Origin of the sequence: Sphingomonas sp. BGYR3 (assembly GCF_025153455.1) — a bacterium.
Classification (GTDB): domain Bacteria; phylum Pseudomonadota; class Alphaproteobacteria; order Sphingomonadales; family Sphingomonadaceae; genus Sphingomonas.
On record NZ_JANZNT010000002.1, the window covers coordinates 292,529 to 318,729 of the forward strand.

At 66.1% G+C, this 26,201-nt stretch carries 31 protein-coding genes and 1 tRNA gene; 18 read left to right on the forward strand and 14 right to left on the reverse strand.

Annotation, left to right across the window (positions count from 1 at the left end; genetic code table 11):
• Positions 1 to 169 precede the first annotated feature (169 nt).
• Both NYR55_RS13200 and NYR55_RS13205 read right to left on the reverse strand, forming a co-directional pair.
• On the reverse strand, positions 170 to 1,342 hold the full coding sequence (locus NYR55_RS13200; RefSeq protein ID WP_260021981.1) for an acetyl-CoA C-acetyltransferase: 1,173 nt from the start codon (positions 1,340 to 1,342) through the stop codon (positions 170 to 172).
• A 56-nt stretch (positions 1,343 to 1,398) separates the two neighbouring features.
• Positions 1,399 to 2,352: an alpha/beta fold hydrolase gene (locus tag NYR55_RS13205; RefSeq protein ID WP_347709674.1), complete on the reverse strand. Its 954-nt coding sequence runs from the start codon at positions 2,350 to 2,352 to the stop codon at positions 1,399 to 1,401.
• 137 nt (positions 2,353 to 2,489) lie between these two features.
• Between NYR55_RS13205 and phaR the strand changes: the two genes are divergently transcribed.
• A complete protein-coding gene (gene phaR, locus NYR55_RS13210; protein WP_260021983.1) occupies positions 2,490 to 3,074 on the forward strand; it encodes a polyhydroxyalkanoate synthesis repressor PhaR in 585 nt (194 codons plus the stop codon).
• 60 nt (positions 3,075 to 3,134) lie between these two features.
• On the opposite strand, the gene NYR55_RS13215 is transcribed toward phaR, so the two are convergent.
• The gene (locus NYR55_RS13215) at positions 3,135 to 3,887 is read right to left on the reverse strand and encodes a methyltransferase type 11 (protein ID WP_260022389.1); all 753 of its coding nucleotides are present in this window, start codon (positions 3,885 to 3,887) and stop codon (positions 3,135 to 3,137) included.
• A gap of 129 nt (positions 3,888 to 4,016) precedes the next feature.
• On the opposite strand from NYR55_RS13215, the gene NYR55_RS13220 reads away from it, so the two are divergent.
• Positions 4,017 to 4,199, forward strand: a complete 183-nt coding sequence (locus NYR55_RS13220; protein WP_260021984.1) for a hypothetical protein — start codon at positions 4,017 to 4,019, stop codon at positions 4,197 to 4,199.
• Positions 4,200 to 4,202: 3 nt separating this feature from the next.
• On the opposite strand, the gene NYR55_RS13225 is transcribed toward NYR55_RS13220, so the two are convergent.
• Complete coding sequence (locus NYR55_RS13225) at positions 4,203 to 5,039, reverse strand: methyltransferase domain-containing protein (protein WP_260021986.1); 837 nt, start codon at positions 5,037 to 5,039, stop codon at positions 4,203 to 4,205.
• 43 nt (positions 5,040 to 5,082) lie between these two features.
• Here NYR55_RS13225 and NYR55_RS13230 point away from each other — a divergent pair, with 43 nt between their 5' ends.
• From NYR55_RS13230 to NYR55_RS13255, 6 genes are all read left to right on the forward strand, one after another.
• Entirely contained in the window at positions 5,083 to 5,844 is a 762-nt protein-coding gene (locus NYR55_RS13230) for a ComF family protein (protein WP_260021987.1), read from the forward strand.
• A 31-nt stretch (positions 5,845 to 5,875) separates the two neighbouring features.
• Complete coding sequence (gene grxC, locus NYR55_RS13235; protein WP_260021988.1) at positions 5,876 to 6,133, forward strand: glutaredoxin 3; 258 nt, start codon at positions 5,876 to 5,878, stop codon at positions 6,131 to 6,133.
• Positions 6,130 to 6,954: a carbon-nitrogen hydrolase family protein gene (locus NYR55_RS13240; protein ID WP_260021989.1), complete on the forward strand. Its 825-nt coding sequence runs from the start codon at positions 6,130 to 6,132 to the stop codon at positions 6,952 to 6,954. Before grxC ends, NYR55_RS13240 begins: the two co-directional genes overlap by 4 nt.
• Positions 6,951 to 7,430, forward strand: a complete 480-nt coding sequence (locus NYR55_RS13245) for a DUF1178 family protein (protein ID WP_260021990.1) — start codon at positions 6,951 to 6,953, stop codon at positions 7,428 to 7,430. Before NYR55_RS13240 ends, NYR55_RS13245 begins: the two co-directional genes overlap by 4 nt.
• Before the next feature lie 35 nt (positions 7,431 to 7,465).
• Positions 7,466 to 7,542, forward strand: a tRNA-Arg gene (locus tag NYR55_RS13250).
• Positions 7,543 to 7,688: 146 nt separating this feature from the next.
• The gene (locus tag NYR55_RS13255; protein ID WP_260021992.1) at positions 7,689 to 9,068 is read left to right on the forward strand and encodes a sugar MFS transporter; all 1,380 of its coding nucleotides are present in this window, start codon (positions 7,689 to 7,691) and stop codon (positions 9,066 to 9,068) included.
• Between the two features lie 109 nt (positions 9,069 to 9,177).
• On the opposite strand, the gene NYR55_RS13260 is transcribed toward NYR55_RS13255, so the two are convergent.
• Together NYR55_RS13260 and panC are read right to left on the reverse strand one after the other, a co-directional pair.
• On the reverse strand, positions 9,178 to 9,474 hold the full coding sequence (locus tag NYR55_RS13260; RefSeq protein WP_260021993.1) for an SEL1-like repeat protein: 297 nt from the start codon (positions 9,472 to 9,474) through the stop codon (positions 9,178 to 9,180).
• A gap of 103 nt (positions 9,475 to 9,577) precedes the next feature.
• The gene (gene panC, locus NYR55_RS13265) at positions 9,578 to 10,423 is read right to left on the reverse strand and encodes a pantoate--beta-alanine ligase (RefSeq protein WP_260021994.1); all 846 of its coding nucleotides are present in this window, start codon (positions 10,421 to 10,423) and stop codon (positions 9,578 to 9,580) included.
• Positions 10,424 to 10,512: 89 nt separating this feature from the next.
• On the opposite strand from panC, the gene NYR55_RS13270 reads away from it, so the two are divergent.
• The 4 genes from NYR55_RS13270 (at position 10,513) to NYR55_RS13285 (ending at position 13,962) form a co-directional block, all read left to right on the forward strand.
• On the forward strand, positions 10,513 to 11,322 hold the full coding sequence (locus NYR55_RS13270) for a division plane positioning ATPase MipZ (protein WP_260021995.1): 810 nt from the start codon (positions 10,513 to 10,515) through the stop codon (positions 11,320 to 11,322).
• A 14-nt stretch (positions 11,323 to 11,336) separates the two neighbouring features.
• Positions 11,337 to 11,648 carry a DnaJ domain-containing protein gene (locus NYR55_RS13275; protein ID WP_260021996.1) on the forward strand — a complete coding sequence of 104 codons (312 nt, stop codon included), beginning with the start codon at positions 11,337 to 11,339 and terminating at the stop codon, positions 11,646 to 11,648.
• Between the two features lie 60 nt (positions 11,649 to 11,708).
• Positions 11,709 to 13,091, forward strand: a complete 1,383-nt coding sequence (locus NYR55_RS13280) for a phosphomannomutase/phosphoglucomutase (protein ID WP_260021997.1) — start codon at positions 11,709 to 11,711, stop codon at positions 13,089 to 13,091.
• Positions 13,092 to 13,197: 106 nt separating this feature from the next.
• Positions 13,198 to 13,962: an exonuclease domain-containing protein gene (locus NYR55_RS13285; protein ID WP_260021998.1), complete on the forward strand. Its 765-nt coding sequence runs from the start codon at positions 13,198 to 13,200 to the stop codon at positions 13,960 to 13,962.
• Here the strand turns inward: NYR55_RS13285 and NYR55_RS13290 are convergent.
• The 4 genes from NYR55_RS13290 to NYR55_RS13305 form a co-directional block, all read right to left on the reverse strand.
• On the reverse strand, positions 13,959 to 14,408 hold the full coding sequence (locus NYR55_RS13290) for an AAC(3)-I family aminoglycoside N-acetyltransferase (RefSeq protein WP_260021999.1): 450 nt from the start codon (positions 14,406 to 14,408) through the stop codon (positions 13,959 to 13,961). The genes NYR55_RS13285 and NYR55_RS13290 overlap by 4 nt on opposite strands.
• Positions 14,405 to 15,064 (reverse strand): class I SAM-dependent methyltransferase, encoded by a 660-nt coding sequence (locus NYR55_RS13295; RefSeq protein WP_260022000.1) that lies wholly within the window; start codon positions 15,062 to 15,064, stop codon positions 14,405 to 14,407. Before NYR55_RS13295 ends, NYR55_RS13290 begins: the two co-directional genes overlap by 4 nt.
• Positions 15,061 to 16,296, reverse strand: a complete 1,236-nt coding sequence (locus NYR55_RS13300; protein WP_260022001.1) for a DUF3419 family protein — start codon at positions 16,294 to 16,296, stop codon at positions 15,061 to 15,063. The genes NYR55_RS13295 and NYR55_RS13300 overlap by 4 nt, the downstream gene beginning before the upstream one ends.
• Positions 16,297 to 16,438: 142 nt before the next feature.
• Positions 16,439 to 16,897: a hypothetical protein gene (locus NYR55_RS13305; protein WP_260022003.1), complete on the reverse strand. Its 459-nt coding sequence runs from the start codon at positions 16,895 to 16,897 to the stop codon at positions 16,439 to 16,441.
• A gap of 91 nt (positions 16,898 to 16,988) precedes the next feature.
• On the opposite strand from NYR55_RS13305, the gene rpiB reads away from it, so the two are divergent.
• A complete protein-coding gene (rpiB, locus tag NYR55_RS13310) occupies positions 16,989 to 17,432 on the forward strand; it encodes a ribose 5-phosphate isomerase B (protein ID WP_260022005.1) in 444 nt (147 codons plus the stop codon).
• 7 nt (positions 17,433 to 17,439) lie between these two features.
• On the opposite strand, the gene NYR55_RS13315 is transcribed toward rpiB, so the two are convergent.
• Positions 17,440 to 17,919, reverse strand: coding sequence for a DUF3429 domain-containing protein (locus tag NYR55_RS13315; RefSeq protein ID WP_260022006.1), 480 nt, complete (start codon positions 17,917 to 17,919; stop codon positions 17,440 to 17,442).
• Positions 17,920 to 18,064: 145 nt separating this feature from the next.
• Here NYR55_RS13315 and glyA point away from each other — a divergent pair, with 145 nt between their 5' ends.
• The 3 genes from glyA (at position 18,065) to NYR55_RS13330 (ending at position 20,693) form a co-directional block, all read left to right on the forward strand.
• The gene (glyA, locus tag NYR55_RS13320; RefSeq protein ID WP_260022007.1) at positions 18,065 to 19,387 is read left to right on the forward strand and encodes a serine hydroxymethyltransferase; all 1,323 of its coding nucleotides are present in this window, start codon (positions 18,065 to 18,067) and stop codon (positions 19,385 to 19,387) included.
• Positions 19,388 to 19,509: 122 nt separating this feature from the next.
• On the forward strand, positions 19,510 to 19,971 hold the full coding sequence (nrdR, locus tag NYR55_RS13325; protein WP_260022008.1) for a transcriptional regulator NrdR: 462 nt from the start codon (positions 19,510 to 19,512) through the stop codon (positions 19,969 to 19,971).
• A complete protein-coding gene (locus tag NYR55_RS13330) occupies positions 19,968 to 20,693 on the forward strand; it encodes an RNA methyltransferase (protein ID WP_260022009.1) in 726 nt (241 codons plus the stop codon). The genes nrdR and NYR55_RS13330 overlap by 4 nt, the downstream gene beginning before the upstream one ends.
• Here NYR55_RS13330 and NYR55_RS13335 read toward each other — a convergent pair.
• Entirely contained in the window at positions 20,690 to 20,998 is a 309-nt protein-coding gene (locus tag NYR55_RS13335; protein ID WP_260022010.1) for a chorismate mutase, read from the reverse strand. The genes NYR55_RS13330 and NYR55_RS13335 overlap by 4 nt on opposite strands.
• Positions 20,999 to 21,204: 206 nt before the next feature.
• On the opposite strand from NYR55_RS13335, the gene rpsD reads away from it, so the two are divergent.
• The gene (rpsD, locus tag NYR55_RS13340; RefSeq protein WP_260022011.1) at positions 21,205 to 21,819 is read left to right on the forward strand and encodes a 30S ribosomal protein S4; all 615 of its coding nucleotides are present in this window, start codon (positions 21,205 to 21,207) and stop codon (positions 21,817 to 21,819) included.
• Positions 21,820 to 21,894: 75 nt separating this feature from the next.
• On the opposite strand, the gene NYR55_RS13345 is transcribed toward rpsD, so the two are convergent.
• Positions 21,895 to 22,941: a hypothetical protein gene (locus tag NYR55_RS13345; protein ID WP_260022012.1), complete on the reverse strand. Its 1,047-nt coding sequence runs from the start codon at positions 22,939 to 22,941 to the stop codon at positions 21,895 to 21,897.
• Between the two features lie 58 nt (positions 22,942 to 22,999).
• On the opposite strand from NYR55_RS13345, the gene NYR55_RS13350 reads away from it, so the two are divergent.
• Positions 23,000 to 23,974, forward strand: coding sequence for a TauD/TfdA family dioxygenase (locus NYR55_RS13350; protein ID WP_260022013.1), 975 nt, complete (start codon positions 23,000 to 23,002; stop codon positions 23,972 to 23,974).
• Positions 23,975 to 23,981: 7 nt separating this feature from the next.
• On the opposite strand, the gene NYR55_RS13355 is transcribed toward NYR55_RS13350, so the two are convergent.
• Entirely contained in the window at positions 23,982 to 25,967 is a 1,986-nt protein-coding gene (locus NYR55_RS13355) for a S9 family peptidase (protein ID WP_260022014.1), read from the reverse strand.
• Positions 25,968 to 26,201: the final 234 nt, after the last annotated feature.

A 26,201-nucleotide genomic window follows, 5' to 3' on the forward strand; every position in this document is an offset into this window, starting at 1 on the left:
CCGACACCCTGTGGCGGCCATGTCACACTACTGCAACGCAGCAAGGGCCGCGCGAAATATTCGCACGGCCCTTGCCTATAACCACTTTAAGAATGTTGCGCGCGCTCACGCACACAGGATAGGTCAGTATTAATGACCTTATCGTGACGGATGCGCTACAAACGTGTGATCACCGCTCCACACACAGGGCGATTCCCATGCCGCCGCCGATGCACAGCGTGGCCAGGCCCTTTTTCGCGTCGCGCTTCTGCATCTCGTAAATCAGGGTCGTCAGAACCCGAGCGCCCGACGCGCCGATGGGGTGGCCGATGGCGATCGCGCCGCCATTAACGTTCACCTTTTCGGCATCCCAGCCAAGCTCGCGGCCCACCGCCAGCGCCTGGGCGGCGAAGGCTTCGTTTGCTTCGATCAGGTCAAGATCGCCGATGGACCAGCCGGCCTTTTCCAGCGCGCGGCGGCTTGCGGGCACAGGGCCGATGCCCATGATCGAGGGGTCGACGCCCGCCGATGCCCAGCTGGCGATGCGGGCAAGGATCGGGGATCCGCGACGTTCCGCTTCCTCCCGGCTCATCACGACCAGCGCGGCGGCCCCGTCATTCAGGCCGGATGCGTTGGCGGCAGTTACTGTGCCGTCCTTCTTGAACGCCGGGCGCAGGCCCGAAACGCCGTCAATCGTTGCACCGGCGCGGATATATTCGTCCTGATCGACAATAGTGTCGCCCTTGCGTCCCTTGACCGTGACGGGCGCGATCTCGTCGGCAAATCGGCCAGAGGCGCGCGCCGCCTCTGCCTTGTTCTGCGACGCGACGGCAAAGGCGTCCTGTTCGCCCCGGCCGATCTGATACTGCTCAGCCAGATTTTCTGCGGTGATGCCCATGTGATAGCCGTTGAACACGTCGGTCAGGCCGTCCTTGATCATGGTATCGACCAGGCCGAGATCGCCCATCTTGGTGCCGGGGCGCAGATTGGCCGCATGGGCGGACAGCGACATGCTTTCCTGACCCCCGGCCACGACGATGCGGGCATCGCCCGTCGCCACTGCCTGCGCGGCCAGCGCGACAGCGCGCAGACCCGATCCGCAGACCTGGTTGACGCCCCATGCCGGAATTTCCTTTGGCACGCCGGCGGCCATCGACGCCTGACGCGCCGGGTTCTGACCCTGCGCCGCGGTCAGCACCTGGCCCAGGATTACTTCGGACACATCGGCACCGGTGATGCCCGCCTGCGCCAGCGCGGCCTCGATCGCGGTGCGGCCCAGTTCATGGGCGGGCACGGCGGCAAATGCGCCCAGAAAGCTGCCGACGGGGGTGCGCTTGGCGGCGGTGATGACGATATCGGTCATGAATGATCGCTCCTGCTGGGCATGGCCGGTTGGGTCCGGCGGATGTGAACGCGGGCCTATCTAGCGTCCGTAAGCCCGCTTAACCAGTCACTCAGCGGCGCCCAGAGCTGTTCTGCGGCACGGCTGCCCACCACCATGCCGACATGGCCTGCGGTCAGCCGCCGCTGATCCCCCAGCCCGATGGCGCTCGCGGCCGGGACGATCCGGTCGCTCGTCGAAACGAACTCGACCATCGGACAGGAAAGGGCGCCGGGCATCACCGTCCGGCCGCCGACCGACCATGCCCCGCGCCCGGATGCGTCCGCCGAAATCAGGTCGTCGAACAGCTCGCGCCCCGCCGCCAGGGTCAGCGGCGCACCGGCATTGGCCCAGTCTTCCAGCAACACGAACTGGCGCGCGGCGTCGCTGTCGGGGGACAGGGTGCCGAACCGCACATATTTGTCGATCGTCCGTTCGGGATCGATCCGCCAGAAACCGGCCTGCAGTACCTCCATCGGCACCAGGCCCAGTGCGTCGCAGGCCACGCGGGAATCGCGCCATCCGCTGGCGATATCGGCGCGCGCCCGCTCGCCATAGCCGTCGAACCGCCATGGTGCCGCAATCAGCGCAACCCCGGCCACGGGGTGCAGCATCGCTGCGGCAAGGGCCAGCGTCCCGCCCAGGCAATAACCGACCAGAACCGGCGGCCGGTCCAGCTGCGCCAGCATCGGCAGCAACAGGGCGGTCACATGATCGCCCAGCGACTGGTCCCGATCCGCCCCGGTCGGATGGCCCCAGTCGATCAGGAACGTGCGATGCCCCGCCGCCGCCAGATAACGTGCAAGCGAACTGCGCTGCCCCATGTCCAGGATGCTGTGCGGGTTGATCAGGGACGGGACGAGGACAACCGGGGGCCCGTCTGCTGCGCCGCCAAAATCCAGCATCCGCGCGCGGCCCGCCGCTGCATAAGCGGGCACCGTGTTGCCCGCGTCATGGCGCGGCGCATCCTGATACGCCCTTAGCCCTGCCAATGCACTAGCGATGCGTTCGGGCGATGCTGCACCATTCTGGTGCAGCATGGACAGAAACAGCGGCAGCGGCCTGGGGCCGTGTTGCGGTGCGGTAATGAATGATGCTACAGCCCTGTCATTCATCGCGCGAGGATCCCATGAAGAAAGCTTCTGCAGGCACTGGTCCCGTCATCATCAAGAAATATGCGAATCGTCGTCTCTATAATACCGAGACGTCGAGCTACATCACGCTGGAACACCTGGCAGCGATGACGCGCGAGGGCCGTGACTTCAAGGTGATCGACGCCAAGAGCGAAGACGACATCACGCACAACGTGCTGACGCAGATCATCATGGAAGAGGAACAGCGCGGCCAGACGATGCTGCCGGTCAGCTTTCTGCGCCAGCTTATCGCGCTGTATGGCGATTCCATGCAGGCGATGGTGCCCGGCTATCTGGAAGCGTCGATGGAAAGTTTCCGCCGCAACCAGGAACAGTTCAAGTCGGCGGTGGAGGGCGCGTTTGCCAACACCCCCTTTGCCGAAATCGCCAAGCGCAACATGGCGATGTTCGAAGCCGCCGCCAGCGCGTTCAAGACGCCGGGCGGGCCGGGTGCCCCCGGCATTGGCGTCGCCCCGGCGGCACCCGCTGCGGCCGAAACCGATGCCAAGGATGACGAGATCGCCGCCCTTCGCGCCGAGCTGGCCAAGCTGCACGACAAGGTCGAAAAACTGGGCAAGTAATTGCCGTAATTGGATGGCCCGCCGCCCGAACCGATCGGGCGGCGGACATTTCGCGCAGCCTTATTTCGGCTTCACGAACTTCAGCGTCATGCGGTCGCTTTCGCCGATCGCCGCATATTTTTCGCGGTCCTTGTCCTTCAGCGCATAGGTGGGCGGCAGCGTCCAGACGCCGTCGGGCCAGTCGGCCGTGTCCTTGGGGTTGGCATTCACTTCCGACTTGCCGGCCAGCTTGAACCCCGCCTTTTCGGCAAAGGCGATGACCGAACTTTCCTTCATATAGCCGGACTTTTCCTCGGCCACCGCGTCGCGCGATTCCGGCAGGCGATGCTCGACCACGCCCAGAACGCCGCCCGGCTTCAGCATTTTGAAGGCCGCATCGAAATTGGCCTGCGCCGCATCCGCGCCGCCAAATCGCCAGTTGTGGATGTTGCGGAACGTCAGCACGACATCGGCCACCCCGTCGGGGATGCCCGTCTCACCCGGCTTCACGGGGAAATTCGCGGTCTTCACCTTGCCATAGACATCGGGCTTCGCCGCGATCAGCGCATTGACGCCATTCAGGCCGCGCGGGCTGGGGGCGGCGACGTGCAATGATCCCTTCGCCGCCAGATAGGGCGCCAGGATTTCGGTGTACCAGCCGCCGCCCGGATAGAGTTCGACCACAGTATCGGTCGGCTTCACGCCGAAAAAGGCCAGCGTCTGGGCAGGATGGCGATAGGTGTCGCGCGCCGTGTTGGCCGGGGTGCGGCTGGGCGCGGCCACCGCCGATTTCAGCGCGTCCGACGGCGTTTCCTTGTGATGATCGGCGGGCATCAGTGCAGCGGCGGTGCCGCCGATGCCGACAAGGCCCGCGACAAGGGCAAGGGTCAGGGACTGGCGCATTCGACTCTCCTTCACCAGATAGCGTTTCATTGGCGTTTGAATGGGTGCTGGGCAGGAACGATGCAAGCGATTTGGGGCGGCGTTGCGGCAATGACGATGGTGGCGGTGATCGGCGGCGTGGCTGAACATCGCCGGGTGAACCGGGACGATCCCGACCGGGTCAGCGTGGTCCCGTGGCCGACCGTCCAGTTCCTGGCGATCCTAATCGCGTTCCTCTTGGCCGCGCTGGCCGTTACCGGCTGAAAATCAGCCGCGCGGCGGCTTCAGCGCATCCAGCAGCGATGCCGTGGCCGATCCGCGCCGCGCGGGCTTGGGTTGGCTTTCATCGGGCGCCCATCCGGTCAGGTACACGATATCGAACCGTTCGGCGGTCCTGCCATCGGGATCGGCCATGTCGGAAAAGGCGGACGCCGCCCGGCCCAGCACTGCGCGTGACAGTGGCGTGCGCCCGACCATCAGATTGGTCGCCGCCATCGCCCGCAAATCGCGGAACAGACCCGCGATCGAGCCATAGCGGACAGTCAGCGGCTCGACATCCGCAACCGGCAGGGCAAAGCCCGCGCGCATCAACAGGTCGCCCGCCGACCGTACGTCGATCTGCGGATGGACGCGCGCGGCCGGGCGATCCGCCTCTGCCTGCAGCAATGCGGCCTTCAGCGTCGACAGGGACCCTGCACCGGCAAATGCGGCCAGGAACAGGCCGTCGGGGCGCAGCGCGCGGCGGATCAGCGTCAGCGCGCCGGGCAGGTCGCTGACCTGATCGATCAGTCCCGCCGAAACGATCAGGTCGAACCGCCCCTCGCCAAGCGACAGCCGGTCCTCCTCCATCGCAATGCCGCCGGCCTCTGCCGCCAGCCGGTCGCCGGGATCGATCCGCGTCACGGCCATGCCGGGGGGAAAGGGAAAGAGCGGGCGACCGCACCCGATTTCCAGCGCATCGGAAAAGCTGCGGGTCACGGCATCCAGCCGGTCGGCCAGGCCGTCGATCATCATCGCGCGCAGGAAATCGTCCTCCTGCGCCCCGGCGATCCGGTTGCGGCGCAGGCGGCGGGCGTTGCGGTCAAAGATTTCGGGGACGCTCATGCCGGCGGCTTGTGCCGGGTGCGGCCCCGCGCGACAAGGGGGCATGGGGCTGGGGATCGGGCAGGCGGGATGGATCGGGCGGCTGGCCGCGGGCGCGGTCGCGCTGGCCCTGCCGCCGCGCTGCCCCGGTTGCGGGGACGTGGTGGACGCCGACCATCGCCTGTGCCCCGATTGCTGGGGCGGGCTGCGCTTTCTGGGGCCGCCCGCCTGTGCGCTGTGTGCGCAGCCATTCGATGTGGAGCGCGGCGATCAGGCGCAGTGTGCCCCGTGCCTGGCCCATCCGCCGCCGCATGACGGGCTGCGCGCGGCCGTTGCCTATGGCCCGGTTGCCCGGCGGCTGGCGCTGAAGCTGAAATATGGCGGGCGGATGTCGTTGGCCGAAACCATGGCGCGGATGATGGCCCGGCATCTGGCCGATGACGCCGACCTGCTGGTGCCGGTGCCCCTGCACCGCTGGCGGCTATGGTCGCGGGGGTTCAATCAGGCGGCGCTGATCGCAGCCGACCTGTCGGCCATGCGGGGCGTGCCGCACGATCCGATGCTGCTTCGCCGGGTGCGGCGAACGCCCGTGCTGCGCGGGATCAGCGGGCGGGACCGGCGGCGGGCGGTGCGCGGCGCCTTTGCCCTTTGCCCCGGGGGACAGGCGCGGATGGCGGGGCGCCATGTCGTACTGATCGACGATGTGCATACCAGCGGCGCGACCGTCGGCGCCTGTGCCGCCGTGCTGCGCCGGGCGGGGGCGGCGCGCGTCACCGTGCTGACCTTTGCCCGCGTGACCGGCGACCCTGCGGACGACACGCATTGACAAGGCGCGGCGCAGATCACAGCTAAACCCCATGGCAAAAGTCGAAATCTATACCAAGGCGTGGTGCCCCTATTGCATCCGGGCCAAGCGGCTGCTCGAGGAAAAGGGCGCTGCGTTCGAGGAATATGACATCACCATGGGCGGCCCCCGCCGGACGGAGATGCTGGACCGCGCGAACGGGCGAACCACGGTGCCGCAGATCTTCATCGACGATGCGCATATCGGCGGATCGGACGATCTGGCCGCGCTGGAACGGGAAGGGCGGCTGGACGCGCTGCTTTCGGCATGAAAATCGCGCTGCTCCAGATGACGAGCGGGATCGATCCCGCCGCCAACGCCGCCGTTATGGTCGATGCCGTGGCACAGGCGAAGGCGGGCGGGGCGGCGATGCTGTTCACGCCGGAAATGTCGGGACTGCTGGATTCGAACCGGGAGCGGGCGGCGCAGCACGTGACCGAAGAGGATCTGGACCCCGTGCTGTCCGCCGTCCGTTCGGCCGCGGCGGCACAGGGCATCTGGGTCCATATCGGCAGCCTGGCGGTGCTGGCGGCCGATGGCCGCTATGCCAACCGGGCCTTCGTCATCGACGACACCGGCGCCATCCGCGCGCGGTATGACAAGCTGCATCTGTTCGACGTCGATCTGGCGACCGGCGAACGGTGGCGGGAATCGGCGACCTATCGCCCGGGCGAGGCGGCGGTGGTGGTGGATACGCCGGTCGGCACGCTTGGCCCGGCGATCTGTTACGACATGCGCTTTCCCGACCTGTTCCGGTCGCTGACCGATGCGGGGGCGGACATCCTGTCGGTGCCGGCCGCGTTCACCCGGCCGACGGGGCAGGCGCACTGGCACGTCCTGTTGCGCGCCCGTGCGATCGAGGCGGGGGTTCATGTCGTCGCGGCGGCGCAGACCGGCCTGCATCAGGACGGCCGGGCGACCTATGGCCATTCGCTGGTCATCGACCCGTGGGGCGAGGTACTGCTCGACATGGGCGAGGCGCCGGGGATCGGCTTTGCCGAGATTGATCCGGCGCGCGTCGCCGACATCCGCTCGCGCGTGCCCGCCATCCGCCATCGCCGCGCGATTCCGGCCGTGGAGCGGGCCGGATGATCGTGTTCGACCTGCGCTGCGGCAGCGGCCATGTCTTTGAAGGCTGGTTCGCATCCTCTGCCGCATGGGAAGAACAGCGGGCGGCCGGATTGGTCGAATGTCCGCTCTGCGGCGCGACGCAGGTGGAAAAGGCGGTGATGGCCCCCAATGTCGCGGCCAAGGGCAATCAGCGGCAGGATACCGTTCCCACGCCGCGTCAGCGGCCCGTGCCGATGGCGTCGGCGGCACCCACGCTGCCGCCCGCGGTGCGCGAGGCGATGGCCGCCCTTGCCCAGGCACAGGCCAAGGCACTGGCCAGCAGCGAATGGGTGGGCGACGATTTTGCCCGGCGCGCGCGGGCGATGCACGCCGGTGACGAGACGGAGGCCGCGATCCACGGCCGCACCGATCCCGAAACGGCGCGCGAACTGATGGAGGACGGCGTGCCTGTGATGCCGCTTCTCGTCCCGGTCGTGCCGCCCGAACAGCTGAATTGACCGGCACGCCGCGCTGGCTTACCAGCCGCGCAAGTGCCCTCGTAGCTCAGCCGGATAGAGCGACGGTTTCCTAAACCGCAGGTCGGAGGTTCAAGTCCTCTCGAGGGCACCAAATGCCTTTTTGCGGCTGGCTTTTGTGGCGGGTCTGCCGATCCGGCTGCATCGTGATTGACCTGTCGCGCACAATACTCCTACTAAACCGCCGTTCAACGCACCACGCGGTCGATGGGTCGATCGGCGATGGGAAGGGGAGGTTGCATGGCAGTTGGTGGGAATGAGGCAAAGGGTTCGCGGCGCGGCAATGTCGCGCTCGCGCTGGTTTGCGTCACGGCGCTGTTCTTTATCTGGGCGTTCGTCACCAATCTGATCGACCCGCTCGTGAAGAGCATGAAGGTGATTTACACGCTCACGGATTTCGAGAGCCAGCTGAACCAGTTCGCCTTTTTCATCGCCTATGGCGTGGTGTCCATTCCCGCCGCCTGGTTCCTGTCGCGTCGCGGCTATGCTAATTCCATCATCCTCGGCCTGATCGGCGTGATCGCCGGCTGTCTGATCGCATGGTCGACCAGCGTGTCGCAAAGCTTTGCCACCGTCCTGCTCGGCCTGTTCGTTGCGGCGTCGGGCATCACGCTGCTGCAGGTCGCGGCAAACCCGCTGATCGCGTCGATGGGCGATCCCAAGGGCGCGGCCTTTCGCCTGAACCTGAGCCAGGCGTTCAACTCGCTGGGCGCCTATGTCGGCGGCACCTTTGGCGCGGCCTATCTGCTGAAGGGCGAATTGTTCGAAAAGGACGTCGTGCTGACCCCGGCGCTGAAAGCCGACGGGCTCAGCTTCGTCACGCACGTCTATCTGATGATCGCCGGTGCGCTCGTCCTGTTCACGCTGCTGGTCTATCTGTCCCGCCGGACGATCGCGGCCAATGCGCCGGCCCTGTCGCAAAAGGTCGAATCGCCGTTTTCCGCGCTCGGATCGCGCTGGGCCAATCTCGGTGCGCTGGCGATCTTCCTCTATGTCGGCGCGGAAGTGTGCGTCATTTCGGGCATGATCTTCTTTCTGGAACAGCCCCATGTGCTGAACGTATCCGCGCTGGTGGCCGGATATATCGCGCCGATCTTCATGCTGCTGGCGATGGTCGGGCGGTTCGGCGGCAGCGTGCTGCTGCGCTTCATCTCGCCGACCCGGATGCTGGCAATCGTTGCGACGGGGGCCAGCCTGTTGTGCCTGATCGTGATCGGGACCTATGCCGTGCCGGCAACGCCGCTCGGCGGAACGATTGCGCTGCCGGGCGGTACGCAGCTGCCGCTGACGCTGGGGGTCATTCCCGCAGCTGCCGCCATTTTCCTGGGCCTGTTCAACTCGATCATGTTCCCGACGATCTTCACGCTGACGCTGGAACGGTCGACGGCGCGTGCGTCGGCAACGTCGGGCCTGATGTGCATGGCGATCTGTGGCGGCGGGTTTATCTCGATCCTGTACGGCGCAGTGATCGACCTGCTGATCCCGGCATTTCCGGAGGGCGCGCGCTCGCTGGCCTTTATCGTGCCGCTTGGCTGCTATCTGTTCGTGCTGTGGTACGCGCTGGCGGCGCGCCATGCACCGACCCATGCGATCGAGGAGGATGCGGTGGCCGTGCACTGATGCACCGTCGCCCCGCGCGCCCGCGCGCCAGTCTTCGGCGGCAAGGGCAGGGGTCGGGGCATCCGCAATTCAGGCAAAAGGGCGCGGGCACCAACGGGTGCCCGTTGCCTTATGCGGCGCGGGCGCTGTTCAGGTGAAGGATGGCGCGGGCCTGGCGCTGGGCCTCCGCGATTTCACGGGCGGTCATGTCCTCGGCGATTTCGGCCCGGCACTGCTGCGCACGGATGTCGCCATGGCGTGCGGCGAGGTTGAACCATTTATGTGCCTCGATCAGGTCGATCGAAAGGCCGCCCGATCCGCTGGAATAGACCATGCCCAGTTCGAAGCACGCATCCGTATCGCCGCGCATGGCATCATGCATCCGGCTTTCCATCAGGAACCGCGCACTCTTAACGCTGTTGCCCATGTCGCCCCCCTTTAAAGGCTGTTGCTTTGGTAGCGGGGGCAGTTCTGACCGCAGAATTTCAACAAATGGTTAACGGCGTTAACCCTGTTCGATAACCGGTCGATCAGGTACGCGGGGCGACCGCGACATTGTCGATCAGCCGCGTCGATCCGATCCGTGCGGCGGCCAGCAGGCGGCGGTCGCCATCGCCCGGCGCGTCCAGGCTGGCCGCATCGACCAGCGTGACATAATCGATGACGAAACCGGCACGTTCCATCTGATCGCGCGCCGCCGCCAATGTGGCCGCAACGTCCGCCCCCGCCTCGATCTGCCGCTGCGCCACGCCAAGCGCGCGGGGCAGGGCAAGGGCCGCCGACCGTTCCTCCGGGGTCAGGTACAGGTTGCGCGATGACAGGGCCAGGCCGTCATCGTCGCGCTGCGTCGGGATGCCCATGATCTGAACCGGCAGATTGAGGTCCGCGACCAGCCGCCGGATCACCGCCAGCTGCTGAAAATCCTTTTCCCCGAACAGGGCGATGTGCGGCTGCACCTGATTGAACAGCTTGGTCACCACGGTCGCCACGCCGTCGAAATGGCCGGGCCGGTGCGCCCCGTCCAGCCGTTCGGTAATTCCGCCGACGCGGATCGTCGTGGCAAAGCCGTCGGGATACATGGTCGGCACATCGGGCAGCCAGGCGATGTCCACGCCGCCATCGGCCAGCATCCGCAGGTCCGTCGCCTCCCGCCGGGGATAGGCGTCCAGATCCTCGTTCGGGCCGAACTGCATCGGATTGACGAAAATCGACACGATGACGCGGTTGGCCTGTGCCTGTTCCCGCGCCGCCCGGACCAGCGCCATATGCCCGGCGTGAAGCGCGCCCATGGTCGGCACCAGCGCCACGCGGTCGCCCGCGCGGGCAAAATCCGCAATCGCGGCCTTCAGGCTGTCAAGGTCACGGATGGTTTGCACGGCGAACAGGGCTCCGATAGAGTTGCCCGGAGGGGCGCGGCGGTCATCTAGGCCGGTGCTAACGACCCCGCAACAAGGGATATTCGGGCTTGGCTATCGGGACCAAGGGCTTGCACGTCATCGTGTTCGCCAATGAAAAGGGCGGGACGGGCAAATCGACCACCGCGGTACACGTGGCGATTGCGCTGGCTGCGCGCGGGGCGCGGGTGGGCTGTATCGATCTGGACCATCGCCAGCGCACCTTGGGCCGGTATCTGGACAACCGGCGCGAAACCATCCGCCGCACCGGGCTGGACCTGCCGATGCCGGCCTATGACACGCATGACGGCGAAACGATGGCCCGCTTTACCGGCCTGCTCGAATCGATGGGCAGCAATGCCGATTTTCTGGTGATCGACACGCCCGGCCGCGACGATCGCTTTGCGCGGATCGCGGTGACCAATGCCGACACGCTGGTCACGCCGATGAACGACAGCTTCGTCGATTTCGACCTGATCGGTCAGGTGGACCCGGACACGTTCAAGGTGACGCGGCCCAGCTTTTATTCCGAACTGATCTGGGAAACGCGCAAGACCCGCGCCCGGGCGGACGGCGCGACGATCGACTGGGTCGTGCTGCGCAACCGCGTTCAGCATATCGAGGCGCGCAACATGAAGCGGGTGGGCGAGGCGATCGAGCAATTGTCCAAACGCGTCGGCTTTCGCGTCATCGCCGGCCTGTCCGAACGCGTGATCTATCGCGAACTGTTTCCAAAGGGGCTGACCATGCTCGATTCGCGCGCCTTTGGCGAAATGGGGATCGCCCATGTCGCCGCGCGTCAGGAACTGCGCGAATTGATGGCGGGCCTGGCCCTGCCCGATCCGGGGCCGGACAGCGCCGCCGTGCCGCGCGTCGCCTGATCGCGCACACGGGCATGATCTGGAAATTCCTGATCGCGCTGGCGGTCGCCTATGCCGGATGGTGGCTGTGGCGCTTGCCGGTCGTGCGGCAGGACCGGTTTCGCAAGCCACCACCGCGCCCGCCCCGGCCGCCCGCCGCGATCAACGATGACGTGGCAGAGGCGCGCGCGGTGCTGGGCGTGGCAGCGACGGCGGACGAGGCGGAGATCCGCGCCGCGCACCGCCGCCTGATCGCTGCTGTCCATCCCGACCGGGGCGGATCGGCCGAGTTGACCCGAAGGGTTAATGCGGCGCGCGACATGTTGCTGAAACAAATCAGGTCTTGAACGTTTGTTGCACCGCGGCAATAGGTCCGGCCGCACCGCCTATCGGCAGGGGAGATCCGAATGACTTATCAATTCAACCCGACCAGCCTTCGCGAATATGACATTCGCGGCATTGTCGGAAAAACGCTGGGCGAGGCGGATGCCCGTGCGATCGGGCGCGGTTTCGCCACGCTGATCCGCCGCGCCGGCGGCACCCGCGTCGCGGTGGGCCGCGATGGCCGCCTGTCCTCGCCGATGCTGGAGGCCGCGCTGGTCGACGGCCTGACCGCCAGCGGCGTCGATGTCGTGCGCGTTGGCCTCGGTCCCACGCCGATGCTCTATTATGCCGAAGCGACGCTAGAGGTGGATGGCGGCATCCAGATAACCGGCAGCCATAATCCCGCCGATTACAATGGCTTCAAGATGGTGTTTCAGCACAAGCCGTTTTTTGGTGCCGACATCCAGACGCTGGGCCGGATGGCGGCCGAGGGCGATTGGGAAGATGGCACGGGCGAAGTGACCGACGCCGATATCCTGGATGCCTATGTCGACCGGCTGGTCGAGGATTTCGACGGCAAGGGGTTCCGCATCGGCTGGGACGCCGGCAACGGGGCGGCGGGCACCGTGATCGAAAAGCTGGTCGCCAAGCTGCCCGGCGAGCATTTCACGCTGTTCACCGATATCGACGGCACGTTCCCCAATCATCATCCCGATCCCACCGAGGAAAAGAACCTCGCCGATCTGAAGGCGCTGGTCGCGGAAAAGCAGCTCGATTTCGGACTGGCCTTTGACGGCGATGGCGACCGGATCGGCGCGATCGACGGGCAGGGCCGCGTGATCTGGGGTGATCAGCTTCTGTCCATTCTGGCCGAAGCGGTGCTGGCCGACGTGCCCGGCGCGACGATCATCGCGGACGTGAAGGCCAGCCAGGCCCTGTATGACCGGATCGCCGAACTGGGCGGCCAGCCGCTGATGTGGAAAACCGGGCACAGCCTGGTGAAGACCAAGATGAAGGAAACCGGTTCGCCGCTGGCCGGCGAAATGTCGGGCCACATCTTCTTTGCCCACCGCTTCTACGGCTTTGACGATGCGCAATATGCTGCGGTCCGGCTGATCGAGGCGGTGAGCAAGATCGGCAAGTCGGTGACGCAGATGCGCAGCGAAATGCCGGCCATGGTCAACACGCCGGAAATGCGGTTCCAGGTGGATGAATCGCGCAAGTTCGCGGTCGTGGACGAAGTGCTCGCCCGGCTGAAGGCGGATGGCGCGAACGTCAACGATACCGATGGCGCGCGCGTCAACACGCCCGATGGCTGGTGGCTGCTGCGCGCGTCCAACACCCAGGACGTGCTGGTCGCCCGTGCCGAATCGATGGATCAGGCCGGGCTGGACCGGCTGATGGCGATGATCGACGAACAGCTGGCGGCCAGCGGCATTGTGCGCGGGCCGCAGGCGGCGCACTGATCCGGTGCCGCGACCCCGGCGGGTGCCGGGGTCGCGGTCGCGGTTGTCGGAATCCGGCGCACGCTTTCTGCTGGCAATCGCGGGCGGTAAGGCCCATCTGTCGATCATGCGTACCACGCCACAGATTGTCCGGGTCATCGACCTGGAAACCACCGGCAACGCCCCGCCCACCCATGCCGTGATCGAAATCGGCTGGCAGGATGTGGCGCTGGGCGCCGATGGCCGCTGGGACCTGTCGGGAGACGGCGGGTCGATGCTGGTCAATCCCGGCCGCTCGATCCCGCCCGTGACTCAGGCGGTGCACCATATCCTGGACGAACAGGTCGCGGACGCGCCCTGGTGGCACGATGTTGCGCGCCAGGTGCTCGACCCCTGGCCCCGCCGGCTGGCGCTGGCCGCGCACCGGGCGAGTTTCGAGGAACAGTTCTGCACGCCCGCGCTGACTCGGTCGGCCGACTGGATCTGCACCTGGAAATGCGCGATGCGGCTGTGGCCGGAAAGCCCCGGCTTTTCCAATCAGATGCTGCGATACTGGCGAAAGCCGGACGGCATGGTGCATGAACGCGGCCTGCCCGCGCACCGCGCCTTTCCCGACGCCTATGTCACTGCATTTCACCTGCGCGACATGCTGAACGAGGCAAGCGTGGCGCAGCTGGTCGAATGGTCGAACCTGCCCGGCCTGTTGCCGCGCGTCCGCTATGGCCCGGATCGTGGCCGCGACTGGCGCGAGCTGGAAAACGAAGTGCTGGCCCGGTACCTGACCGACCGGGACGAGGATGTGCGCTACACCGCCAAGCTGGAGCTGGAGCGGCGCAACAATGGCGGCGCGATCGGCGCCGACCCGGAAAGCGTCGAGCGGCTGCTGCTTTAAGGCGCGATGTCGAAATGCAACACGTCCTCGCGCTCGCCGAGCTTGCTGTAGAGCGCGACAGCGGGCGGATCGCGGTGATCGGCCTGGACATAGACCACCCAGGCACCAATTGACCGGGCGATTTCCCGCAGCACCTCGATCAAGGCAGTGGCGACGCCCTGCCGCCGCCGGTCCTCTGCCACCGCCAGATCGTAGAGATAGATTTCGCGCCGTTCCGCCTCGAACTTCGTCAGGACATAGGCGGCGATGGCACCGATGGTCCGGCCATCCTCAATCGCCGCAAGCGCGATAAAATCGGGGCTCGCCAACCGCTCGGCCAGCCAGCTGTCGCTGGGCGGGGCATCGGTATAGGCATCGCCGCCATCGTCCCCGAACGCTTCGGCAAACAGCGCGTTGATCGCCCGCATGGCGGCAAGGTCAGCCGCGCCGAGGCGGCGGACGATCACGGCGAGGTCAGCACCGCCGACCAGGCATAGCCGCGGAACAGCGGCTGGAACCGGGCGGTCATGCCCTGTTCCGAAGCGATCCGTTCGACGACTGCCTTCATGTCGGCGCGCGGCGTCACGTGAAACTTGTCCAGCCACGCGAACAGCGCCGCACGAAACGGCGCGGGCAGGCGTTCCTGCTGGCCGAAATCCACGATGTGCAATTCCCCGCCGGGGTTCAGCCGCCGCGCGCCTTCCGCAATCGCGCCCTGCCAGTCGGGGATCATCGACAGGGTATAGCTCATGAAGATGCGGTCAAAGCCGGGCAGGGCGAACAGCGCGGCCGGATCGAACCGGGTGGCATCCCCCTCGGCCAGCGCGATGCGGGCCGACAATCCTGCCCGGGCGACCTTGGCCTGTGCGGTTTCCAGCATCGCGGCCGAAATGTCGAACCCGTGGCAGCGCGCGTCGGGGTACCGCCGCGCGGCCAGGATCAGGTTGCGCGCCGTGCCGCACCCGACCTCCAGCACCGTGCCGCCGGGCGGGGGGCGCAGCGCGTCCAGCATCCGGTCGCGGCCCAGCAGATAATATTTGCGCGTCAGGTCATAGATATGGCGCTGCGCCGCATAGATCGCATCCATGCGGCGGCCATGATCGGCCGGGCTGTGGTCGTTCATGCCTTCAGGACGTACAGGTGAACGCCGCCATAGATCGCCGACCGGTCACGGCGGGTGTAATCCAGCGAGTCTTCGGCGCGATACTCCCACTGGTCGAGCAGCACATCGGGAATACGGCCGGGCAACAGGCTGGGCGCGGCGGCGGTGCGGAACAGCACGCGCGCCCCCGGCTTTGCCGTGCGGGTGATCTCGCTCCACAGCTTGGTCAGCTGTTCGTCGGTCATCCAGTCCTGCGCATCGAGCAGGATGTACCGGTCCAGCGAACCTGCGCCCTGCGATTCCAGGAAATGCACCATGTTGATGTGGCGCACATCGACCCGGTCGGCACGCGCGCGCACCGTGTCGAAGTTCGCGGCCTCAAGATAGGGGGGCACCGACGCATCGGGCGTCTTGTCATAGCCGCGGTTGAACGCCTGCCACGCGAAATAATTGTCCTTCAGCGGGAAATCGCACGCCAGCTTGCGCAGCCGTTCGATCAGCACCGCGCGCATCCCCTGCGGATCGTCGCTGGCCAGCGATTCATATTGCGCGGGCGGGATACCCAGCCCGAACAGGCTGGCCGGCTGATCCACCAGCCAGCGGATGAACCGCTTGTCGAACACCGTCTTCAACCGGGTGTCGAAAATGCGCTGCTGTTCCGCCATATCCTTGGCCGCCAGGATCTCGCGCGGGTCGACGCCGTACAGCTTGGCCAGGAAATGGGCGAGGGCGATGAAATTGCCCAGCAGGCCGCGCCGGTAAAAGCCCTTGGCAAATCCGCCGATCCGCTTGCGGCCCAGAATGTCGCGCCCCTCCCAATAGGCGCGGCTGTCCGCATCCAGATTGGGGGCGATATGGGTGCGGTACAGCTCCAGATTGTCCGCCCGGTCGGCATCGGCAAAGAACCGGTGGAACGCCGCCTGATCGGGCAGGTGCTTTGCCGCGACCAGCTTCATCTTGTTCAGCGCGATGTGCGCGGGGTTCAGGTCGACGACCGTGATCCGGGCCGGATCGGCGGTCAGGTACGACATCATGTTGCAGCCGCCGGACGCGATCGTCATCACATGGCTGTCGCGCGTGATGGCCAGCGCCTCCATGTCGACAACCGGATCTTCCCAGATCTGCGCATAGACCAGGCCGCGAAAGGCAAAGGTGAACGCGCGTTCGAGCATCCCGTCCTTGGACAGGTGATCGTGGCGATGAACGGCGCCGCGCACCGCTTCGTTCTTGGGCGTCTTGGCAATCGAACGCATCAATAGGTCCCTGGGGCTGGTGGCGGCCGCACCATAGCGGAGTTCCGCGCGCCTAGACACGGCATATGACGGTTCCGCGTCAACGATATGACGCTGGCGGGCCGTCCATGCCACCTCATCCCCAGTTGGCTAGCCGCCGGGATCAATCCCGGCAATAGCCTTCGCCCGTCTTCACGACGATGCAGTCCTTCTTTTCGGCCAGATACTTCATGCCGGTCGCCGCACCGTCGCCGCGCTTCAGCACCTGATCCCCGTCGGGGCGGGTAAAGGTCAGCGTGTCGCCCTCGGCCACGGCGGAATAATTGCCGGCCATGGTGTCATCCAGGCCGTATTTCATGTTGATCCGGTAATGGCCGGGGCCGACCTCCTCGTCCGGGACGATGGTGGCGTATGTGCCCTCGACACCGATCCAGCGGCCGGTCCATTCATTGGCGACCGCGCTTTCGTTGCCGATCGCGTCATTGCCCTCGACCGGCAGGTCGATGACCTCGTTCGGCATGGCATCGGCGGCATTGGTCGATCCGGGGGTTTGCGTGCCGCCGCCGCACGCGCTCAGGGTCAGGGTGATCGGCACCAGCAGGGCGGGAACAAGATAGCGCATCGTCATCTCCGGGCATTAGCAATGGGGTTCAGCCTAGCGCGGAACGCTTGAACGGCCTAGACGGGCCCAATTCTTTCGCTGCAGGACCCATATGACCCTTCGCATTGCCATCGCATCCGACCATGCCGCACTGGAACTGAAGGCTGCGCTCGTCGCCTGGCTCGGCACGCAGGGCTATTCGGTCGAGGATCTGGGGCCACACGGCACGGACAGCGTGGATTATCCGGATTACGGCTTTGCCCTGGCGGAACATCTGGCCGGCGGCGGGGCGGATTACGGCATTGCGCTGTGCGGATCGGGCATCGGCATCTCCATCGCCGTCAATCGCCACCCGGCCTGCCGCTGCGCGCTGGTGTCGGAGCCGTTGTCCGCGCGCCTGGCCCGCGACCATAATGATGCGAACGTCATCGCCATGGGCGCCCGCCTGACCGGCCTCGACATGGCCAAGGCGTGCATCGAGGCGTTTCTGGCGCAGGATTTCGGCGGCGACCGCCACGCCCGCCGCGTCGAAAAGCTGGGCCGGGTGCTGGGATAAACGGACCCTAGACGACGGGCGTGCCGAACCCGCTGGCAATCATCGTCAACAGGCCAAGCCCGATGGACAGCGGCACGCGCAGCCCCATCCACCATGCCGGGGTCAGCCGCTGGCGATAGAACCAGGCATCGACAAAGGGCGAGGCGAGGATCACCAGGCCCAGCAGGAACAGCGACGGCTGCGGCCACGGATCGCCGACCAGCCATGGCCAGATGGTCGCCAGCGCAATAAGGGACGGGACCACCGCGATCGCGAACAGCCCCGCAGACGGTTCCTGTTGGCGGGCGGCCAGCCCCCACCAGGTGCCGCCCAGAAAGCTGAGGATCAGCGCGGCATAGAGCCATGCGATGGCCAGCGCGGCAAACCGCCATTCGACATTGCCGGAAACCAGCACGGCCACACAGGCCAGTTGCGGCAGCAGCCCGGCCAGGCCAAGCCATTTCGCCCCGCTGGGCATCCCGACCAGAGCGGGCAAGTTCGGCGTCATGCGCCCCATGGGAATCCTTTCGTGCGGGTGATCGCGCGATCCCTATAATGGGCAGTGGCAATCGGCGCGCCAAGCGGATAGATGGCGCGCCGAAGCATGAAGGCGGCTCATGCCCGTGCCGCCCATCCGATTCGAGGCCCGGCCGATGAGCACCCAGCCCCAGACCCTGTCCCCCCGTTCGCTGGCCGATGTCCAGCCGGACGGTTTCTTCACGCGGTCGCTGTCCGATGCCGATGCCGAGGTGTTCGCCGGTGTCGCCGATGAGCTGGAGCGTGAGCAGACGCAGATCGAACTGATCGCGTCGGAAAACATCGTCAGCCGCGCGGTGATGGAGGCGCAGGGGTCGGTCTTCACCAACAAATATGCCGAAGGCTATCCGGGCAAGCGTTACTATCAGGGCTGCCACCCGTCCGACACCGTCGAAACGCTGGCGATCGAGCGGGCAAAGGCGCTGTTCGGTTGCGGTTTCGCCAATGTTCAGCCCCATTCGGGGGCGCAGGCGAACGGCGCGGTGATGCTGGCGCTGGTCAAGCCAGGCGACACGATCTTGGGCATGAGCCTGGATGCCGGCGGCCACCTGACCCACGGTGCCAAGGCGGCGATGAGCGGCAAGTGGTTCAATGCCGTTCAATATGGCGTCGATCCGGTCACCCACCTCATCGATTACGACGCGGTCGAGGCGCTGGCCGTCGAGCATCAGCCCAAGCTGATCATCGCGGGCGGTTCCGCCTATCCGCGGGTCATCGACTTTGCCCGGTTCCGCGCCATCGCGGACAAGGTTGGCGCGTTCTTCATGGTCGACATGGCGCATTTCAGCGGCATCGTGGCGGCGGGTCAGCATCCCTCGCCCTTTCCCCATGCCCATGTCGCCACCACGACCACGCACAAGACGCTGCGCGGCCCGCGCGGCGGCATGATCCTGACCAATGACGAGGCGCTGGCCAAGAAGTTCAATTCGGCGGTGTTTCCGGGGATGCAGGGCGGCCCGCTGATGCACGTCATCGCGGCCAAGGCCGTGGCGTTCGGCGAGGCGCTGCAGCCCGATTACAAGACCTATATCCGTGCCGTCGTCGAAAACGCCAAGGTGCTGGCCGCGACGCTGAAGGAGCGGGGGGCCGATGTGATCGCGGGCGGCACCGACACGCATCTGGCGCTCATTGACCTGCGTCCGCTGGGCGTCACCGGCAAGGATGCTGACGAGGCGCTGGAGCGGGCGGGCATCACCTGCAACAAGAACGGGATCCCCAACGACCCGCTGCCGCCGGCCAAGACCAGCGGCATCCGCGTGGGCACGCCTGCGGGCACGACGCGCGGCTTCGGGGTCGCCGAATTCCGCGAAATCGGCCACATGGTCGCCGATGTGCTCGACGGCCTGAAGAACAAGGGCGAAGGCGGCGATCCGGCGGTAGAGGCGGATGTCCGCGCCCGCGTCCGCGCGCTTTGCGCCCGTTTCCCGATTTACGGTTGATTTGACGCTCTAGCGCCCGTGCTCGGTGCCGGCCCACTCCCCCTCCCGGCCACCCAACGGCAGTATCATATGGGTGGCCGGGAAGGGGAGTGGGCCGGCACCGCACCCGTCAGGATTGAATAATGCGTTGCCCATTCTGCGCCCATGAGGCGAGCCAGGTGAAGGACAGCCGCCCGACCGAGGACGGCACGGCCATTCGCCGCCGCCGCCAGTGCGAGGGATGCGGCGCCCGCTTCACGACGTTCGAACGGATTCAGCTGCGCGACCTGGTCGTGCTGAAGTCCGAGGAGCGCCGCGAGCCGTTCGAGCGCGAAAAGCTGGTCCGCTCCATCTCGATCGCGTGCCGCAAGCGGCCGATCGACGGCACCCAGGTCGAACGGCTGGTCAGCTCGATCCAGCGTCAGCTGGAAACCCAGGGCGAGGGCGAAGTGACCTCGACCCGCATCGGCGAACTGGTGATGGAGGGGCTGAAGACGCTCGATTCCGTCGCCTATATCCGCTTTGCCAGCGTCTATAAGGATTTCCGCGAGGCCCGCGATTTCGAGGAATTTGCCGGTTCCGTGACCGAGGTGGGCAAGGCGTGAGCGATACCGTACCGCCCCCCGTCATCGTGCTGGTCCGCCCGCAACTGGGCGAGAATATCGGCAAGGCGGCCCGTGCGATGCTCAATTTCGGGCTGACCGAAATGCGGCTGGTCACGCCCCGCGACGGCTGGCCCAATCCGGCGGCCGGCCCTGCGGCATCGGGCGCGGACATCGTGCTGGAACAGGCGCGGGTGTTCGACAGCGTGGCCGATGCGGTGGCCGATTGCGCCCATGTCTATGCCACCACGGTGCGCAAGCGCGGCGTGACCAAGCCGGTGGTGACGCCGGAACAGGCGGCGCGCGCGATCCATGCCGGGCCGGGGCGCTCGGCCTATCTGTTCGGGCCGGAACGATCCGGGCTGGAAACCGACGATGTGGCGCTGGCCCGCACCATCCTGACCGTGCCGATCAATCCGCAGTTCGGTTCGCTCAACCTCGCTCAGGCGGTGATCCTGTGCGCCTATGAATGGTCAAAGGGCGTGGCGCTGGCTCAGCCGACGGCGACCGACCTTGATCCCCCCGCGCCGCAGGGCGAGCTGGAAGGGCTGATCGAACAGCTTGAGGGGATGCTGATGCCGGCGGGCTATTTCCATCCGCCGGAGCGGACGGACGTGACCCGGCGGACCTTGCGCGGCCTGCTGACCAAACCGGCGTGGAATGCGATGGAGGTGCGGACGATGCGCGGCGTGCTCAGCACGCTGGCCCGCCCGCGTCAGCGTTAGGAACGGCTGGCGTCAAACCGCTCCAGCTCGTGCGCGATCGAGCTTTCGACCAGCGTTTCCCACAGCGCGGCGATCCGGTCGGCCGGCGCGCCCAGCCGCTCCGCCTCGGCCCGCGCATTGGCGATAACCGCGGCCTTGCGCGTCTCGTCCCGCACCATGGCCCGCTCCGGCTTGATCCGTGCGGCCGCGTCCATATAGCCGAACCGGGTGGCCAGCATGGCGACCAGCTGACGGTCAAGCGCGTCCACGCCGGCGCGGACCTCTGCCATAGTGGTGCATCGGGTGGGGGACAGCGGCTCGCTCATGGAATCGCGGTTAGGCGGGCCGGGCGCGCCTGTCCAGCTTGACTCCGGACGACCCGGCGGCTAACCGCGCGCCTTCGCAATCGGCCCCGTATCCCCGGTGAAGCGGTGGCCCTGCTCTGGCTTGTCCGGAAACAGGCGAAGACCGGGATTGCGGCGGGCGCCCATGGGCACCTGCCAACGTCGTTCGAAGTTGCAAAGGATTTGATATGTCGAAGCGCCAGAGCGCCAAGTACAAGCTCGACCGCCGGATGGGCGAAAACATCTGGGGTCGTCCGAAGAGCCCGGTGAACAAGCGGGAATACGGCCCCGGTCAGCACGGCCAGCGTCGCAAGGGCAAGATGTCGGATTTCGGCATCCAGCTGCGCGCCAAGCAGAAGCTGAAGGGCTATTATGGCGACATCACCGAAAAGCAGTTCAAGCGCACCTATGAGGAAGCGTCGCGGCTGAAGGGCGATACCGGCCAGAACCTGATCGGCCTGCTGGAACAGCGTCTGGACATGATCGTGTACCGCGCCAAGTTCGCGCCGACGATCTTCGCCGCGCGTCAGCTGGTCAGCCACGGCCATGTCCGCGTCAACGGCGTGAAGTGCAACATCGCCTCGCGCCGCGTGAAGCCGGGTGAGGAAATCACGCTGGGCAGCAAGGCCAAGGAAATGGCCCTGGTGCTGGAAGCGCAGGGCCTGGCCGAGCGCGACATTCCCGATTACGTCGCCCCGGATGGCAATGCCAAGGTCACCTTCACCCGCGTCCCGACGCTGGATGAAGTGCCCTATCCGGTGAAGATGGAACCGAACCTGGTCGTCGAATTCTATTCGCGCTGATCGGATCGGCCGGTTCTTCCGGCTGAACGGAAAAACGGGGGGCGGTTCCACGCGGACCGCCCCCTTTTTCGTGGGTCAGCGCCCCCGCGCCATCAGCGGAGCCGCCCCGCCGTGTACAGGCCGCGGCATCGCGTCCGGCAGCGGATTGCCGGCCGTCCGCTCGGCGATCAGCGCCCGTGCACGGGGGATGGCATCGCCCAGCTGGTCCAGCACCGCCGCCTCGCGCGCGCGCCGCATGGCATCGTCGAAACGGACGCCATCCTTTTTCGAATAGGTCGAAAACAGCGGCCCCTCGGCAATCGCCCGCCCCTGACCGGCCATCCAGTCAAGACCAAGCCGATCGGCCAGCGCATCCAGCGTTGCGCCGGGCTGGGCCGTCAGCGACCCCGCATCCAGCGACCAGCTTGCCGGATAGCGATCCATGGCGGCGATGAAACGGCGCGTCTGTGCCAGCCACAGGATCGCCGCACGGCCGACCGGATCCAGGCCGCCCAATGGCCCCGCGCTGGCTTCGATCGCCGGTTTCAGCTCTTCGGTGATCCTGCCCACCCATTGCCGGTGCCCGTCGCTGCGCAGGACCGCCGCCAGATAGGGTTCAAGCGGGAAATAGAGAAACACCGCCTGGCTGCCCGCACTGTCTAGCAATGGATCGATCGCGAAGTTGACGGGCACATTCGCCTTGATGATCGTGGGCCAGTCGGGCCGATAGCGTCGGCTGGCGAGTGCGGCGGCGATGCGATACAGGGCGGCTAGCGGTCGTGGATCGGCCGGCCGCTGGGCAAGGGCCGCCGCAATCTGGCGCAGCGGCACGGGCTCGCGCAGCACCAGCGGACCGTCGGGCCGGTCCAGCGCCCGAGCCAGCAACGTCGATCCGCAATGCGCCATGTGAAAAATCCACGTGGCGGGCAGGGGGGATGCCGAAGCCATCTGTCCCAGTGCCGACAGCGGTACACGCACATTGTCCTGCGCGGCGCGGACGATCCGCTGATCCAGAAAGATCGATTCCGCATAATGGGTGCGGGACATCCGGGCGAACAGCATGTCGGAACCGTCAATGGCATGGCCATGATGGTCCGGGCTGGCAAGCAGCTGGTCCAAGGGAACCGGGCTGACGGCGGTCATGGATGCTTCCTTCCGCATGCGGATCGCGCCTATAGGGGCGGGGTGAGCGAGCAATAGCATGGCATTTCTGACACGCCCATCATCCTATGATCCGCTGGCCGTCATCCATGCCGGCGACGATGCGTCGTTCGATGCGCTTGACCGCGAATGGGTGGCGGGCCTGTACCGCGATCACGGCGCCTTGCTGTTTCGCGGATTTCCAGCCGATCTGGACGGGTTTCATCGGTTTGCCGCGCGCTTCTGTTCGACCTCCGTCTTCAACGAAAGCCCGGACCGGCTGCTGCTGCGCGCCGAACCGAATATTCAGACGGTGAACGGCGGCGGCGATCCGTTTCCGCTGCATCCCGAATTGTCGCGTGAGCCCTGGAAACCCGATTGCTGTTTCTTTCACTGCCTGGTGCCGGCGGGGCAGGGCGGCATGACCACGATTTGCGATGGCGTGGCGCTTGTCCGTGCATTGCCGGCCGATCTGGTAGAGACGCTGGCCCGGCGGCGGCTTGTCCATATCCGCCCGGCAAATCCGGCGGTGCTGCGCTACTGGCTGGGCAGCGAGGATCCTGCGGACGCGCTGCTGGAATCGCCGCCGGTTCACGTTCCCTATCGCTTTCGGCGGACGCCGCACGGCATTGTGCAGATCTTCATTCGCCCCGTGCTGCATCGCCCGATGTTCACCGATGCGCTGGCGTTCGGCAATTTCCTGCTGTTCGCGCGCGATTATCTGATGCTCGACCGGTTTCCCCTGCTGGACGATGGCACGCCGTTTCCCGATGCCTGGCTGAACATCATCCGCGCAGCGGCGGAGCGGCTGACCGTCGCTGTCGCCTGGCAGGCGGGCGACCTGCTGATGCTGGACAACAGCCGCTTCATGCACGGACGCACTGCGATCGCCGATCCGGAGCATCGCCTGATCGCCAGCTTTTTCGGGTATCTGGACGATGCGCCCGTCGAACCATGGGAACGCGATCACGCCCCCTGGCGACGGGCTCATTTCCGCCCTCCGCATGCCGGGCCTGCGCAAGGGCCCGGCGTATAGGGCGCGGCTATCGCGCCAGCGTCCGCGTCAGGAACGCATCGGTGCGGGCAAGCATGTCGCTGCGCACGGCCGAATCCGACAGGGAATGGGCAATGCCGGGATAAACGATCAGGTCCACCGGCTTGCCTGATTTAGTCAGCGCCTGTTGCATGGCGCGCGACTGCGCCACGCCGACATTGATGTCGATATCCCCATGGAACATCAGCACCGGTGCCTTGAACTTGTCGGCAAAGCGGGTGGGCGATCCCGCAACCAGATTGGGCCCTTCGCCGATATAGGCCTGAGCGAGGCGCGTGTTGGTAAATCCCTTTTGCTCGTTGCGCAGCATCTCCAGATCGGTGACCGGGGCGATGGCGACGGCGGCCTTGAACAGGTCGGGGTCCAGCACGTTCGACTGGAGCGCCGCATAGCCGCCATAGGACCAGCCGACGATCGCCAGCTTGTCCGGATCGGCAATCCCCTCGGCGACCATCCACCGGCCGGCATCGTTGATGTCACTGATCGCGGTTTTCCACGACCGAAAGCCGTTTTCCATGATCCATTCTTCGCCATATCCGGACGATCCGCGATAATTGGGCTGGATGACGGCGTAGCCGCGACTGACAAAGAACTGCGCCAGCCAGTCGAATCCCCATTCGTCACGCGATTCGGGGCCGCCATGCGGCATCACGATCGCGGGCAGCTTTTTCCCCTCCGACCCCGGCGGACGGGTCAGATAGCCGGGAACGACCGTGCCGTCGCTGGCCTTGTAGGTGATGGGTTGCTGCACCCCGATCTTTGCATCGGCAACCTGCGGACGCACCGCGCCGACCAGCGACAGCTGTTTCTTGTCCTGATCGAACAGATAATAGCGACCGGGATCGGTGTCGCTGGCGGCATAGACCAGATGTTTGCGTTCGTCGGCGCTTGAATCGATCACCGATATGATCGGCAGCTTGGGCAGCGCGCGGCGCAGCTTCTCCACAAGGTCGGCATAGGCGGCGTCGAAATATTCTGCGGCCGAATGTTCGTCGGAATAGCTTGCCGCCACGACCCGCCCGTGCCGCCCCACCCGGATGACGCCGCTGATGTCGACCTTTGGATTGGCCAGCACCAGTTCCTTCTTCAGGCTCCCGTCCAGCGATACCCGGTACAGGGCATCGCGCCCGTCCAGCTTTTCCAGCACATAGGCCATGTTCGTGCGGCCATCGACTGCCACCGGCCACATGCCGGTTCCGGACGTGGAATCATAGGTGGACAGTGGCAGCCATTGCCGCTGACCGGGCGTGCGATAGACAAAGCTGGTCTGGCCGCGCGTTTGGTATCCGTATCGGAATGCGGTGTCGCGGCCCATGATGCGCACGACGCCATTGCCGTCGCTGATGTAACGATTGGCCAGCGGATCGGCGCTTTCGATATGCTTCACCTTGCCCGTGGCCGTGTCGAGCAGGTCGACGCCCAGCCCCTCGGACATGGAGCCGATCGAATTGAGCGTCGACCGCGTCGGCACGTAATTGCGGACCAGCAGCACTTCATTGCTGGTGCCGTCCCGCCAATCGAGCACATAGCCGTCCGACTGCTGGATATAACGCTGCTTGCGTTCGACGGCCGACAGCGAAGTGACATTGCCGCCATCCGCGTCGAACGCGATCAGCCGCTGATAACCGAGCAGGGGGCCGTCCGATTCGGCAACGCCATACAGGGTGCAGACCAGCCGGGTGTCCGATGCCCAGCCACAGCTGTTCAGGGACAGGGGCTTGCCGTCGGCATAGTTGACCGGCTTTGTCTCCTTGGTCGTCAGGTCCATCACCTGAACGACGGCCGACTGTCCGGGCCCCGGCGACACCAGCGCGATCCGGGTTCCGCTTGGCGACAGGCTGGCGTCCAGTATTCGTTCGCGCGCACCAAATGCCTCGGCCAGCGTCTGCGGCGACGATGCCGGCACCGATTGTGCGACCGCAGCGGTGCCACAGGCAAGATAAGCGAACGTCAGCATCCATGATACGCGCGACATGCAATCATCCCCCAATTTGAAGTACCGACCAGCTTTTGTTCTGTCTTCTCAGCCAATTGAAACCCGCCCGGAATAATTGGCCGGATTTTGATCGGCAGTGCAATCGCAATTTACGATCCGTCATTCACCGGCACGGGATCGGATCGGAACTGCTGCGCATTTCGGATGACGGTACCCGACCCCATTGCCCCCGGGCGCGGCAGGTGCCAGCATTGCGGCACGCCATTTCTGCGG

Coding starts and splice junctions, on each gene's coding strand:
- NYR55_RS13200 (WP_260021981.1), bottom strand. CDS start 1,342: ATGACCGATATCGTCATCACCGCCGCCAAGCGCACCCCCGTCGGCAGC.
- phaR (WP_260021983.1), top strand. CDS start 2,490: ATGAAGAAAGCTTCTGCAGGCACTGGTCCCGTCATCATCAAGAAATAT.
- NYR55_RS13215 (WP_260022389.1), bottom strand. CDS start 3,887: ATGCCCGCCGATCATCACAAGGAAACGCCGTCGGACGCGCTGAAATCG.
- NYR55_RS13220 (WP_260021984.1), top strand. CDS start 4,017: ATGCAAGCGATTTGGGGCGGCGTTGCGGCAATGACGATGGTGGCGGTG.
- NYR55_RS13225 (WP_260021986.1), bottom strand. CDS start 5,039: ATGAGCGTCCCCGAAATCTTTGACCGCAACGCCCGCCGCCTGCGCCGC.
- NYR55_RS13230 (WP_260021987.1), top strand. CDS start 5,083: ATGGGGCTGGGGATCGGGCAGGCGGGATGGATCGGGCGGCTGGCCGCG.
- grxC (WP_260021988.1), top strand. CDS start 5,876: ATGGCAAAAGTCGAAATCTATACCAAGGCGTGGTGCCCCTATTGCATC.
- NYR55_RS13240 (WP_260021989.1), top strand. CDS start 6,130: ATGAAAATCGCGCTGCTCCAGATGACGAGCGGGATCGATCCCGCCGCC.
- NYR55_RS13245 (WP_260021990.1), top strand. CDS start 6,951: ATGATCGTGTTCGACCTGCGCTGCGGCAGCGGCCATGTCTTTGAAGGC.
- NYR55_RS13255 (WP_260021992.1), top strand. CDS start 7,689: ATGGCAGTTGGTGGGAATGAGGCAAAGGGTTCGCGGCGCGGCAATGTC.
- NYR55_RS13260 (WP_260021993.1), bottom strand. CDS start 9,474: ATGGGCAACAGCGTTAAGAGTGCGCGGTTCCTGATGGAAAGCCGGATG.
- NYR55_RS13275 (WP_260021996.1), top strand. CDS start 11,337: ATGATCTGGAAATTCCTGATCGCGCTGGCGGTCGCCTATGCCGGATGG.
- NYR55_RS13280 (WP_260021997.1), top strand. CDS start 11,709: ATGACTTATCAATTCAACCCGACCAGCCTTCGCGAATATGACATTCGC.
- NYR55_RS13285 (WP_260021998.1), top strand. CDS start 13,198: ATGCGTACCACGCCACAGATTGTCCGGGTCATCGACCTGGAAACCACC.
- NYR55_RS13295 (WP_260022000.1), bottom strand. CDS start 15,064: ATGAACGACCACAGCCCGGCCGATCATGGCCGCCGCATGGATGCGATC.
- NYR55_RS13300 (WP_260022001.1), bottom strand. CDS start 16,296: ATGCGTTCGATTGCCAAGACGCCCAAGAACGAAGCGGTGCGCGGCGCC.
- NYR55_RS13305 (WP_260022003.1), bottom strand. CDS start 16,897: ATGCGCTATCTTGTTCCCGCCCTGCTGGTGCCGATCACCCTGACCCTG.
- rpiB (WP_260022005.1), top strand. CDS start 16,989: ATGACCCTTCGCATTGCCATCGCATCCGACCATGCCGCACTGGAACTG.
- NYR55_RS13315 (WP_260022006.1), bottom strand. CDS start 17,919: ATGACGCCGAACTTGCCCGCTCTGGTCGGGATGCCCAGCGGGGCGAAA.
- glyA (WP_260022007.1), top strand. CDS start 18,065: ATGAGCACCCAGCCCCAGACCCTGTCCCCCCGTTCGCTGGCCGATGTC.
- nrdR (WP_260022008.1), top strand. CDS start 19,510: ATGCGTTGCCCATTCTGCGCCCATGAGGCGAGCCAGGTGAAGGACAGC.
- NYR55_RS13335 (WP_260022010.1), bottom strand. CDS start 20,998: ATGAGCGAGCCGCTGTCCCCCACCCGATGCACCACTATGGCAGAGGTC.
- rpsD (WP_260022011.1), top strand. CDS start 21,205: ATGTCGAAGCGCCAGAGCGCCAAGTACAAGCTCGACCGCCGGATGGGC.
- NYR55_RS13345 (WP_260022012.1), bottom strand. CDS start 22,941: ATGACCGCCGTCAGCCCGGTTCCCTTGGACCAGCTGCTTGCCAGCCCG.
- NYR55_RS13350 (WP_260022013.1), top strand. CDS start 23,000: ATGGCATTTCTGACACGCCCATCATCCTATGATCCGCTGGCCGTCATC.
- NYR55_RS13355 (WP_260022014.1), bottom strand. CDS start 25,967: ATGTCGCGCGTATCATGGATGCTGACGTTCGCTTATCTTGCCTGTGGC.